Here is a 12,219-nt window from a genome sequence, read left to right on the forward strand (position 1 = left end):
ACTATCTTGGTACTTCTACTGATTGTACAATTATTTCTATGACTTTATCTGCAGTCATTCCTTCCATTTCTCTTTCTGGAGTTAACATTATTCTGTGGCGTAATACTGGATAGATACTTTTCTTTACATCTTCTGGAATTACAAAATCACGTCCGTTAATTGCTGCAAACGCTTTTGCTGCCATTAATACTGCAATACTTGCTCTTGGTGAACCTCCTAAATATAAATGCGAATTATTACGCGTATTTGAAATTAATTCGGCGATATATTTTATAATTTTCTCTTCTACTAAAACATCAAATACTTTACTTCTATACTCTAACAGTTCTGTCTCCGTTAAAACAGTTGACACTTTTGTTTGAGGCAATGCTCCTTTACGTTCATTATGAGCTGTTAAAATTTTAATCTCCTCTTCTAAATTTGGATAGCCTACATTTATCTTAAACAAAAAACGATCTAATTGAGCTTCTGGTAATGCATATGTTCCTTCTTGTTCTATAGGATTTTGTGTTGCCAATACCATAAACGGTGGTTTCATTTCATAACGAGTTCCGTCCATGGTAATTTGTTTCTCTTCCATCACTTCAAATAAAGCAGCTTGCGTTTTTGCTGGTGCTCTATTTATCTCATCAATTAAAACAATGTTAGAAAATATAGGTCCTTTTTTAAATTCAAAATCAGAAGTTTTCATATTCAAAACAGAAGTTCCTAATACATCAGAAGGCATTAAATCTGGTGTAAATTGAATTCTACTAAAATCTGTAGCAATTGTTTTTGCTAACAACTTAGCTGTTACTGTTTTTGCTACTCCTGGTACACCTTCTATTAAAACATGTCCATCTGCTAACAATGAAACTAATAATAACTCTATAAAATCTTCTTGTCCAACTATAACTTTAGCTAGCTCTTCTTTTATTTTTACTACTGCCTCCTTTAGTTTAGATAAATCTATTCTATTTGAAAACAATTCATTTGATTCGGTTGTTGGATTCTCTACACTCATCCTATTCTTTTTTATTCTTTAAACGCTTCTATAGCTTTATTTAACGCTATTAATTCTTCTTCTTTTATATGTTCTTTTGACGCTATTGCATCTATCTTTTTAAACAAATTAACTATATCTTCATATGAATTTCCACTCCTACTTGATAGTTTCTCATAGAAAGCTTCATCTATTTTTAATGTTGACAATCGATAAGTAGTTCTTATATACTCTAAAAAGTAATTTATTTTATGTGATGCTATATTTTTATGATCTGATTTTTCATAATACATATTAGCTATTGTTCTTGTAAAAGCTAAGGTTTGATTCTTTAAAGGTGTAATTACTGGAATAAATCGCTGTTTTCTTTTCCCTTTAAAAACAATAAAAAACAATACACCTATTAAAGCCACATAATAAGCCCATTTTAAATGTTTTGAACTTAATACATAATGCATTGGTGAAGCTATTCTACTCTTTCCCGCTTTGTAATATGTATCCCATAAAATTATATTGTTATTATAACTTTTTCCATCGTCAACACCTGAATTATTTTTATTTAAATACGACAATACATTTCCTACATATTCATAATTATCTTCTAGCAACATGCTATAATTAGTAAATGCTTGGGGAAAAGTATGCAAATAAAAATATCCTTTTCCATACTTTGTTCTAATATAATTAGCTTCAGTACTTTCAACTACACCATCCCCATCTTTAATAATTATCTCTCCTAAAATGGTTGTATTTAATGTATCAATTTCTGAAAAGTATCGTTTCGGAAAGTCTCTATCAAAATAATACTCTTTGTCTCCAAATTGTGGATTACTCATTTTTTGGTATGCCTTTTCTTCAAATGCAGATGTACTTAATTGCTTTGTTCTTACATTTAAAGTATCTATATAAATACCGTTTGTTGCTATAAAAACATTATTTCCTCGTTCGACAAAATCTAATAATTCTTCAAACTCATCATCTCCAAAATTAAGAGCATTATCTATAAACAAATAAGTTCCTTTACGTGTAGAATCTTTTAAAAACAGATACGGGTTTTGATATACATCTTTTACTTTCTTTTCTGAAAAAAGAGATGGTAACTCTTCGTGTAAAATATATGTTCCATAAGGTATCTTGTGATTTGCAGCATAACTTGGAAACCAATTTATTTCTTTTGGTTTTACTGATTCGATATAAATAATACCAAGTATTATAAATATCAATAAACCAATATATATTTTTAGTTTTTTATCCAATTCCTTAAATTTTAGCAATCACACTTTTAAAGTTTGTTTCGGCTTGTAAAAACTTTTCTTTGTCTATTAAAAAGTCTCCATACCAAACATAATCATATAAATAAGTTAGTTTTTTAAACTCTGAGTATAAACTTTTGTTTAACGATAACTCTTTTATATAATCTTCGTTTGTTTTTTCTTGTTGCCAAGAAATCAATTCTTTTTCCGATAGGTTTTTCAACAACAATAAGTAATAATAACGTACTGCTAGTTGATAATTTCCTTCATTAATTGCTTTTTGAATTAAACTTGGTAAATCCTTATCTCTTATCAACTCTTCATCTTCTGAAAGATTTACAATAGACTTTACGTTTTTACCTTCTATAATACTTCTCGCTTTTACTTTTAGAAAGAACTTTATAATAAAAAACAATACTAATCCAGCAATTATATATGGTAAGGCTCTTAAAACATCCCATAAAAAACCTACAGCTGGAGTAATATCTTCAAAGAAATAAGACAATATATTTTTTACAATCCTTTTTAACCAATCCCAAAATTTGTCAAAAACTGTCGGTTCACTTTCTTGAACAACATATATAAACTCCTTTTGTTTTTTATACTCTTCTATTTTTTCAGCATCAAATTTCTTTTGCTCGATTTTAGAATCATCAAACTGAATTTGCTTTTTTTCTTCTTGTGAAAAAACACAAATAGAAAACAATAAAAACGTTATGTAAAAAAGAAACTGTTTCAAAATATTATTGACCTAAACCATCTATTTTTTCAATTGTTCCTGTTAAGTTTTTTTGCTCATTAATATCAAAGTATATAAATACGTTTGTTATTAATGTTATAGAATAAAAAAAGAATCTACCTATATAAGCTACAATTGTTAAAATTAAAAAGATAGGGTCCATAAAAATATTAAAAATCTGAGTTGGATCTTGATCTCTAATCCCTATTCCCATTTGTATCAATTGATATATTGCAGCTGGTATTTGGAATATATAACCTAAAACCATAACTAATAATCCAACAACAATTACAACTCCTAATGTTTCCCAAAAATGACCATTTATAAAGTTAAAGCTTTTTCCAACTGCATCTGTCGCAGAAACATTTTCATATACAAATATAGAAGCAGTTAAAGACAAAACAGGTATGGTATAAAAAATCGGAAAAAAACATAGCATAGCACTAACTACAAAGATTATTCCCATTAAAAAAAGCATTCCTGTAAAAGACCAAAATTTCGATTTAATTTCCTCTTTAATATAATCTTCTTTTACAACTCCTTCATTGTCTATATAAGATTTTATATAATACATACCAGCCAAATTAACATAAACCAATGCTATTAAGTAAAAAATAGACATTAGTATAGCTGATAAAAACATTCCCCCTGCAAAGCCTAAGTTAGGGGTAGGATTAGAATGTGTTTCTAAATCTAAACCTGAAAACATACTCGAAGCAGAATACATGTAAAAAATTAAAGATGCAATTGCTAATAATATAGGAATAATAGATACTTTCATTATTGTTTTAAAAAAAGGCTTTCCTTCTAACCTTATGAATTTAAAAGCATCAGTAATTATACTTCCTAAATCTCTTTCTTTTTTAAATTCTATATATTCTTTAGTCATTTGTTAATTGATTTTTATGTACTTGTATTGGATAGATTATGTAATAAAATATAATGATTGCCAAAGATGATAGGATTATCAAAACTGCTAACCAATCTGGCATTTCGGTATGTCTGGTTACAAAACCTTCTAAAAAACCTGCTATGATGAAGAAAGGGATGGTACTTACCATAATCTTTAGCCCATCTTTCATACTTCTTTTAAAAGATTCTAATCGAGAATATGTTTTAGGAAATAACAATCCGTTACCCAAAACTAAACCTGCACAACCTGCTATTACAATTACTGATATTTCTATGGTTCCATGAATCCAAATGGTTCTTGAAGATTCCCATAACAAACCTTTATCGTAAAAGAAATATAAAAATGAGCCTAACATAATTCCGTTTTGCATCATTATATATAAAGTTCCTACAGAAAATAGCATTCCTAAAACAAAAGCAGACATTGCTACTCGTATGTTGTTTACTGTAATACCTATAAACATATCTAATTCATTTGCTTTTTTGTAAACCGCCATAGGATCTCCTTTTTCTATGTTTTCTAACGTCATATTTACATAGTTATCACCTAAAATAAGTCGTACAAAATCAATATCGTTTGCTGATGAAAAAGCTCCACACAGAGTAAAAAAAGCAAATACTACAAAAGCAATCAATAGTTGCTTTTGATGCTTATAAAACATTAATGGAAATTCAGTTTTAAAAAAACTAAAGAGTCTGTTCTTACTCTCCTTCTTGGTTTTATATATTTTTTGATGTGCCACTGAAGCAATCGAATTCAAGTACACTACAGTATTTCCTTTGGGATAAAAGGTTTTAGCGTAGCTTAAATCGTCAGTCAATTCAACATATAAATCAGATAATTTATCAGGGGACACAACTGCTTTGTTGTATAAAACATCTTCAAAAAGTTGCCATTTTTCTTTGTTCTTATTTACAAAAGCAGCTTCTCTCATTTTTTAAGAAAAATAGTAGTTTTCTTTTGTGCAATTTCTTTAATCATAGAATCTTTTTATCTTCGCTAAGCTAAAAAAAGTTAAAGAAACAACAATAAAAAAAATTGAAAAACTAATCAATGGATAATTTTCAAATAGAAACTGCACAAAATATTTCTATAAATCAAAATGTTGCTCACATAACCACTAGAATAGGTTCGTACTTAATTGATGCTTTATTTATAATTGGTTATTATATAATTATCATACTTATTATGGGGATGTTAGACATAGCTCCAAGTATGGAATACATGAGTTTATGGGCACTTATTAGTTTACCTGTCTTTTTTTATAGTTTAATTTTTGAAGTTTTAATGAACGGACAAACACCTGGTAAATATTTTAATCAAATTCGTGTGGTAAAATTAGATGGTTCTAAACCTACATTTGGAAGTTATTTAATACGTTGGTTATTACGTGTTATCGATTTTACCTTGGCTAGTGGTTCTGTCGCTGTTTTAACTATTCTTTTAAATGGGAAGGGACAACGCTTGGGTGATTTAGCTGCTGCAACTACAGTAATTTCTGAAAAGAAAAGGATTAGTTTAAAAGACACTATTGCTAGTGATATTGATAATAATTATACTCCTACATACACACAAGTTACTTTATTAAAAGATAGCGACATACATACTATTAAAAATGTATTTAATGATGCTAGAAGAAAAAGAAACCATAAGGTAATTCTAAAATTACATCAAAAAATAACTGAATTAACAGGTATTCATACTGAGCAAAAACCAATGGACTTTATTAATACTGTTATTAAAGATTATCATTATTACGCGCAACAATAAATTACAGAATAAATTCTTTTAATTTATTTCACTGGAAATTAAACGACTAAAAAGACTCCCGTTTTTTCGTTAATAAAAAGCTTTTAAAAAAGCAGATTTAACAATTTTAATCTTTTATTTTCGCCCTCCCCTTATCCAAAAAAACACAAATTTCTGACCGATAAGAAATAAGCATGGCAAACGAAAAAAACTGGTTACAATACTATAAAAACAGTTTATTTGATAGTGAAAACTTAGCAATAGATATTGCTAAAATTAAAAATCTTTTTCATCAAAACTCATCTGATTTGAGTAATGCTCTAATCAATTCAAAACAAGTAAATGAATTGTTAGATGTTGAAGAAAGAAGAATTAACAGATTAAGAGGAGTTACCAAAAAAGACAATCCAAAGTGGCATCAAGTAGAAGAAACTAAAATACTTATAGCTCCTTTTCATTTAACATATCAAACAGAAAATCCAAAATATAAAAATAGAACCATACATCCTTTTTGGATAACAGTGGTTGCAAATAGATCTGGACAATTATCTGCTCCAAAAGAGATATTCCCTTTAATTGTTCGTAACTATTTAACTCCAATGGCTGATGTAAAAAATGATTTTATTTTTTCATCAATAGACACCATTTTAGATGCTAAAAATATTGAAGAACCAGAACCTGAATATGAAGATGAACCAGTTGCATGGGATGAATATTGGGATTATATCAATGAGGTTTTTTTAGATGTTACAAATCATAATTTATACAGTTATAAAACAGAAGGATATAATACTGTACATCAACTTACTTACTTTGCTGTAAGTTCTAAAATTGCCACTGCTAAAAGTATTCTTTTTCTTTATGAAAACTTATTAAAAGATGAAGAAGAACTTCCAGCTCTTTCAAAAATAATTAGTCCTTATGTAAGAGAAAGAAGACAAGCGATTACAGATAAAGAGTTTTTAAGTTACAATCATTTACATTTAGGTCAAATGTCTAATGAATTCCCTTTATCTATTAGTCAGCGTAAAACATTACTTTCATATTTAGTAGCTGAAGAAAATGCTGTTACAGCAGTAAACGGACCTCCTGGAACTGGTAAGACTACATTACTACAAAGTTTAGTTGCTACGGAATTTGTAAAAGCTGCCATTAGAGGTGAAGATGCGCCTGTTATTGTGGCTTGTTCTAACAATAACCAAGCAGTAACTAACATTATTGATAGTTTTATCAATTCAAAAAGTACTATGGAAGGTTTATCTGAACGCTGGATTCCAGATTTTAATGGATATGCTACCTACCTACCTTCTAATTCTAAAAGTGAAAAAACTTTAAAAGGAATTAATTTCTTAAAAGGAAATCTTTTCAAACATGAAGGTACTTTATGTAATTTAGAAAATGAAGATTATATACAAGAAGCAGCTTACTATTTCCTAACTAATTACTGTAATTACTTTGATGTATCTTCAAATTCTCTTGAAGATGCTTGTAATCATTTACAAGATGAAATTATAGCTATAGAAGACATTCTAATTGATGGAGTTGAATTTTCTGAAAACTATATCAATTCTATAGAAAGTATAAACAGTATCCTTTTAAATGAAAGTGATTTTATAGATAAAGATGATTTTAAAATTGGGAAAATTCAAGAATGGAGAACCATTATAACCAATTTAAAAAATGCATCGAAAGACATGGATTTCAAAACTAAAGTACAGCAGTATTTTAGTATTGGTAGCTCTTCAAATACTGAAGACTGTATCTTTAAAATGGATGAATTTACATTCAACAATCAAAATAGAACTGTTTCATTTTTAAAAGAAAGTATTAACAACTTTAACTTAATTCTTCAATCACACCTAAAACTAAAGAATTGGAAATACGAAAACAATATTCAAGGCTTTCCTTCTACTAATGAAACACTGATGTGGGATAATGAATATGAGAAGCTAAATTCTACTGATAAAAGCAATCGTTTTTATTACGATGAATTAGACGTTAATTTACGTCATAAAGCTTTTCTTTTAGCAACCCATTATTGGGAAGCTCGTTGGCTATTAGAAACTCAAGATGCTATAGAAAACGATACAGAAAGAGGTACTGGAGAATTAGCTATTCAAGCAAAATGGAAACGTAGAGCTATGCTAACACCTTGTTTTGTGGCTACTTTTTATATGGCTCCAACACATTTCTTATTTAGTCAATTTCAAGGAGAAAACGAATACGGAAAACCTGTTTTTGAATACCTGCCGTTATATAACTTTTTAGACTTATTAATTATTGATGAAGCTGGACAGGTAACTCCTGAAGTTAGTATCCCTATGTTTTCTTTAGCTAAAAAAGCCTTTGTTGTTGGCGACTTAAAGCAAATTGAACCTATATGGTCTATTCCTGAAAGAATTGATGTAGGAAACTTAACTAGCCTAAATATGCTTGAAAATAAAAACGACACTAATTATTTAAGTGATATTGGATTTTTAGCATCAAGTGGAAGTATTATGAGAATGGCTCAAAATGCTTGTGAATATGAAACTCCTTTAAAGGAAGAAAAAGAGCAAGGATTAGTTTTATTAGAACACAGAAGATGTAACGATGAAATTATTGATTTCTGTAACGAATTAGCTTACAATGGTATCTTAAAACCTATGAAAGGAAAAACAAAAGATACTCAAGCCTTCCCTCCTATGGTTGCTTATCATGTTGAAGGAGTTAGTGAGCGTAAATACAATAGCCGTCGTAACATAAAAGAAGTAAACGCTATTATAACTTGGTTACAACAAAACAAGGAAACTATCCAAAAAGCTTATGGTGTAGATACTATTGAAAAGCAATTAGGAATCATTACTCCTTTCGCAAGTCAAAAAGGAGAACTTTCCAAAGCTTTAAGTGAAGCTGGTTATAAAGTTAACGATATTAAACTAGGAACAGTGCACGCATTACAAGGAGCTGAACGTAATATTATATTATTCAGTTCTGTATACTCTAATGAAGATGAAGGAACCATGTTCTTTGAAAAAGATAATAAGCCTAACATGTTAAATGTTGCTGTTTCAAGAGCTAAAGAAAGTTTTATATTATTTGGTGACACTCGAATTTTTGACGAAACAAAAAACACACCTTCGGGAGTATTAAAAAAGCATTTACATGTGCATGAAATGGTAAGTTAAATGTATTTAATATATTTGAATAAAATTAATTGCTTAAAAGTTGCTACTTTTTGCACCTAAATATTAAACTACTATGAAAGTAAAAATTAAAATTGCTATCCTAGCTGCCATAGGATTTATTTCAACTTCCTTCGCCCAAGGTCGTCAATTTAACATCACAAAAAACAGCCCATATTTTACTCATGATGTAGCAAACCAAGTTTCTTATATTGATTTTGGAGACATTAAATTTTGGGGATATGTAGAAGTTACGATAACTGGAGGTTGGAGTTATCAAAATAATGTTGGAAAATACACCAAAAGATATGAAATAGGTAAAAACCCTGGGAATTTATTATACAGATCTACAAGTGAAGTACCTTCTTCTTTTGGTTTAATATCTTATCAATGGAAATTAGGAGAAGCTTTTTTAGACACTAATAATCATTTAAAAATTCCTATTTACCATTTAGTATCTACAGGTAATGGATTAACTATTAACATTACAGGTCTTTCCAGAGTAGATTTTGACGAATCATTAATTACCATTACTGCACCAACTGTAATTGCTAATAATGAAACAAGAGACTATGTAACCTACAAATCTCAAGTTAACATTATGGATAAAGTAGGTATAGGAACATTAACTACAGGTCCTCATAAATTAGCTGTAGAAGGTTCTATTGGCGCTAGAGAGATAAAAGTTTTAGCAGCTCCTAACTGGGCTGACTTTGTTTTTGAAAATAATTATAATTTACCAACGCTTTTTGAAGTTGAAAATCACATAAAAGAAAAAGGACATTTAAAAGATATTCCTAGCGCTAAAGATGTTAAAAACAATGGTTTCTTTTTAGCTGAAATGGACGCTAAACTACTTCAAAAAATAGAAGAACTAACACTATACACCATTGCTCAAGAAAAACAATTAAAAATTCAAAGAGAAAAAATCAAAACATTAGAAGCTCAAACTAAAGAAATTAAAGAACTGAAAGAATTAGTAAAAAAGATATTAGAAAATAAATAAAGGAAAAACCTCATAAAAAAAGCAGTATTGAAATTTCAATACTGCTTTTTTTTATCACCTCTAAAAGTTTATTATTTCTTAAACTCAGAAATTGTTTTCTTTATAATAGAAATACAATCACGTAATTGCTCCTCATTCATTACCAATGGTGGTGCAAAACGGATAATATTTCCGTGAGTTGGCTTAGCTAATAAACCATTATCACGTAATTTAATACAAATATCCCAAGCTGTTGAGCTTTCCTCAGTATCGTTAATTAAAATCGCATTTAACAATCCTTTACCTCTTACTGAATTTACTAAATCTGTTTCTTCAGTAAATGCTCCTATTTCTTCTCTAAAAATCTTACCTAAACGCTCAGCATTTTCAGCTAAACTTTCTTCTTTAACAACTTCTAAAGCAGCTATAGCAACTGCTGCTGCAACTGGATTTCCTCCAAAAGTAGAACCGTGGTTACCTGGTTTAATAACATTCATAATGTTATCATTTGCTAATACTCCAGAAACTGGATAAGCTCCACCACTTAATGCTTTACCTAAGATTAAAATATCTGGTTTTACATTTTCATGATCTACCGCTAACATTTTTCCTGTACGTGCAATACCTGTTTGAACTTCATCAGCTATAAATAATACATTATGCTTTTCACATAATGCCTTAGCTGCTGCTAAATATCCTTCAGATGGCACATATACTCCAGCTTCTCCTTGAATAGGTTCAACTAAGAAACCAGCTATGTTTTTATCACTTTCTAAAGCTTCTTCTAAAGCTTTTAAGTTATTATATTCTATCTTAATAAACCCATTTGTATAAGGTCCGAAGTTCTTACGAGCAACAGGATCATTAGAAAACGAAATAATCGTAGTAGTACGTCCGTGGAAATTATTTTCACAAACTACAATTTGTGCATCATTTTCATCAATTCCTTTTACTTCATAAGCCCATTTTCTACATAATTTTAAAGCAGTTTCAACCGCTTCAGCACCAGTATTCATTGGTAATAATTTGTCAAAACCAAAAAGTTCAGTTGCAAATTTTTCATACCTTCCTAACATGTCATTGTAAAATGCACGAGAAGTTAATGTTAATGTTTGCGCTTGATTTACCATTGCACCAACAATTTTTGGATGACAATGTCCTTGGTTTACTGCAGAATAAGCAGATAAAAAGTCATAATACTTCTTACCTTCAACATCCCATACATACACTCCTTCACCTTTACTTAAAACCACTGGTAATGGGTGATAGTTATGTGCTCCGTGTTTGTTTTCTAAATCGATCGCTTGTTGCGAAGTTAATTGGTCTAAAACAGCCATTTTTAATAATTTTAAATTTATAAAATAACCATTCCTTATCTACCTTTATCCTTTCGAAGAAGTTTCGAAAATTCAGCGTGGGAAAGAAATCATCCCTAAAAAGTTCTGCAATTTACTAAATATTCAGGGCATTTAAAATCTTATTCCGATATTTTTCCAGCCAATGAAGAAACCTGCAACTCCAATCTCTTAATCTCTCTTAATAATGCATTTTTATCCATTTGCATCCAAGCAAATATTTTTAACATACTTACTCCTAATAAGAAAATCATAGTTCCTACACCCCATTTTATTAAATCTTTAGTTGCTTCCGAATTAAAAAACTGAACAATACAGTAAATAAAAAGTCCAAAGAAAACTAAAGTCATGATATTCATTAAAACCATGATCCATTTATTCTTTCCTTGGAATAATCCACCAATCATTTGAAAAACATTCTGTTCATCTAATTCCTCATAAAATCTTGCCTCCTCTTCTGTTAAGGTTTCTTTTATCAATTTGTCAATATCTTCTGATTTCTCCATAATTTTATGTTTTTATTATTTTCTTTAATTTTTCTCTTGCATGAAACAACCTTGATTTTGCTGTTCCAACCGATATATCTAAAAGTTTACTTATTTCTTTAAGTGAATACGATTCAGTATAAAACAACTTAACAACCATCTGTTGTTCTATAGATAATTTCTGAATTGCTTTTAGCAAACTGCTTTTCAATTTTTCTTCTTCACTAACTTCAATAGAAAAAACTTCTTTTCTATGTTCATTGTAATATTTTTGGTACTTATCTAATACTCTTTTATCTGCTCTTAACCAATCAATCGCCTTTCTATTTACAATACTAATTGCCCAACTTTTAAACCGATTGGGATTTTCAAGCTCTTCCAACTTTCTTATAATTACTTGCCAACTTTCTTGAGCTATATCTTTAGCTATATCTCGGTCTTTTACATACCAAAAAGCAAGCTTACAAAATTGAACATGCCATTTTTTCACTAAGGCTGTAAGCGCTTTTTGATTTCCTTCTTTATAGGCTAAAATCAAATCTTTATCAGTAATATTATTCAATTTTTTCATTATCAATTACATCTCATAGACGT

At 29.3% G+C, this 12,219-nt stretch carries 11 protein-coding genes; 3 read left to right on the plus strand and 8 right to left on the minus strand.

Annotated features, from left to right (window positions below):
• Position 1: 1 nt before the first annotated feature.
• Genes MHN29_RS10420 through MHN29_RS10440 form a run of 5 tightly spaced genes read right to left on the minus strand, consistent with a single transcriptional unit; the run spans position 2 to position 4,821 of the window.
• Entirely contained in the window at positions 2-1,003 is a 1,002-nt protein-coding gene (locus MHN29_RS10420; protein WP_235274661.1) for a MoxR family ATPase, read from the minus strand.
• Positions 1,004-1,014: 11 nt separating this feature from the next.
• Positions 1,015-2,238 carry a DUF4350 domain-containing protein gene (locus tag MHN29_RS10425; protein ID WP_235274660.1) on the minus strand — a complete coding sequence of 408 codons (1,224 nt, stop codon included), beginning with the start codon at positions 2,236-2,238 and terminating at the stop codon, positions 1,015-1,017.
• Positions 2,239-2,242: 4 nt separating this feature from the next.
• On the minus strand, positions 2,243-2,941 hold the full coding sequence (locus MHN29_RS10430) for a DUF4129 domain-containing protein (RefSeq protein ID WP_235274659.1): 699 nt from the start codon (positions 2,939-2,941) through the stop codon (positions 2,243-2,245).
• A gap of 37 nt (positions 2,942-2,978) precedes the next feature.
• Complete coding sequence (locus MHN29_RS10435; RefSeq protein ID WP_235274658.1) at positions 2,979-3,863, minus strand: hypothetical protein; 885 nt, start codon at positions 3,861-3,863, stop codon at positions 2,979-2,981.
• Positions 3,856-4,821, minus strand: coding sequence for a stage II sporulation protein M (locus MHN29_RS10440; RefSeq protein ID WP_235274657.1), 966 nt, complete (start codon positions 4,819-4,821; stop codon positions 3,856-3,858). Before MHN29_RS10440 ends, MHN29_RS10435 begins: the two co-directional genes overlap by 8 nt.
• A 119-nt stretch (positions 4,822-4,940) precedes the next feature.
• Between MHN29_RS10440 and MHN29_RS10445 the strand changes: the two genes are divergently transcribed.
• From MHN29_RS10445 to MHN29_RS10455, 3 genes are all read left to right on the plus strand, one after another.
• The gene (locus MHN29_RS10445; protein WP_235274656.1) at positions 4,941-5,657 is read left to right on the plus strand and encodes an RDD family protein; all 717 of its coding nucleotides are present in this window, start codon (positions 4,941-4,943) and stop codon (positions 5,655-5,657) included.
• Positions 5,658-5,830: 173 nt separating this feature from the next.
• Entirely contained in the window at positions 5,831-8,803 is a 2,973-nt protein-coding gene (locus MHN29_RS10450) for an ATP-binding protein (RefSeq protein WP_235274655.1), read from the plus strand.
• Between the two features lie 73 nt (positions 8,804-8,876).
• Positions 8,877-9,806, plus strand: coding sequence for a hypothetical protein (locus MHN29_RS10455; RefSeq protein ID WP_235274654.1), 930 nt, complete (start codon positions 8,877-8,879; stop codon positions 9,804-9,806).
• Positions 9,807-9,877: 71 nt separating this feature from the next.
• Here the strand turns inward: MHN29_RS10455 and rocD are convergent, their stop codons facing one another.
• From rocD to MHN29_RS10470, 3 genes are all read right to left on the minus strand, one after another.
• Complete coding sequence (rocD, locus tag MHN29_RS10460) at positions 9,878-11,122, minus strand: ornithine--oxo-acid transaminase (RefSeq protein ID WP_235274653.1); 1,245 nt, start codon at positions 11,120-11,122, stop codon at positions 9,878-9,880.
• A gap of 140 nt (positions 11,123-11,262) precedes the next feature.
• The gene (locus tag MHN29_RS10465) at positions 11,263-11,646 is read right to left on the minus strand and encodes a DUF6768 family protein (protein WP_150901169.1); all 384 of its coding nucleotides are present in this window, start codon (positions 11,644-11,646) and stop codon (positions 11,263-11,265) included.
• A 4-nt stretch (positions 11,647-11,650) separates the two neighbouring features.
• Positions 11,651-12,196 (minus strand): RNA polymerase sigma factor, encoded by a 546-nt coding sequence (locus MHN29_RS10470; RefSeq protein ID WP_235274652.1) that lies wholly within the window; start codon positions 12,194-12,196, stop codon positions 11,651-11,653.
• Between the last annotated feature and the right edge of the window lie 23 nt (positions 12,197-12,219).

The sequence above is a fragment of the Tenacibaculum sp. Cn5-46 genome (genome assembly GCF_022347705.1).
Classification (GTDB): domain Bacteria; phylum Bacteroidota; class Bacteroidia; order Flavobacteriales; family Flavobacteriaceae; genus Polaribacter; species Polaribacter aiptasiae.

What these genes read in the sequence shown, in the direction of transcription:
- rocD (WP_235274653.1), bottom strand. Translation starts at nt 11,122, where the DNA reads ATGGCTGTTTTAGACCAATTAACTTCGCAACAAGCGATCGATTTAGAA.
- MHN29_RS10470 (WP_235274652.1), bottom strand. Translation starts at nt 12,196, where the DNA reads ATGAAAAAATTGAATAATATTACTGATAAAGATTTGATTTTAGCCTAT.
- MHN29_RS10440 (WP_235274657.1), bottom strand. Translation starts at nt 4,821, where the DNA reads ATGAGAGAAGCTGCTTTTGTAAATAAGAACAAAGAAAAATGGCAACTT.
- MHN29_RS10445 (WP_235274656.1), top strand. Translation starts at nt 4,941, where the DNA reads ATGGATAATTTTCAAATAGAAACTGCACAAAATATTTCTATAAATCAA.
- MHN29_RS10420 (WP_235274661.1), bottom strand. Translation starts at nt 1,003, where the DNA reads ATGAGTGTAGAGAATCCAACAACCGAATCAAATGAATTGTTTTCAAAT.
- MHN29_RS10465 (WP_150901169.1), bottom strand. Translation starts at nt 11,646, where the DNA reads ATGGAGAAATCAGAAGATATTGACAAATTGATAAAAGAAACCTTAACA.
- MHN29_RS10450 (WP_235274655.1), top strand. Translation starts at nt 5,831, where the DNA reads ATGGCAAACGAAAAAAACTGGTTACAATACTATAAAAACAGTTTATTT.
- MHN29_RS10455 (WP_235274654.1), top strand. Translation starts at nt 8,877, where the DNA reads ATGAAAGTAAAAATTAAAATTGCTATCCTAGCTGCCATAGGATTTATT.
- MHN29_RS10435 (WP_235274658.1), bottom strand. Translation starts at nt 3,863, where the DNA reads ATGACTAAAGAATATATAGAATTTAAAAAAGAAAGAGATTTAGGAAGT.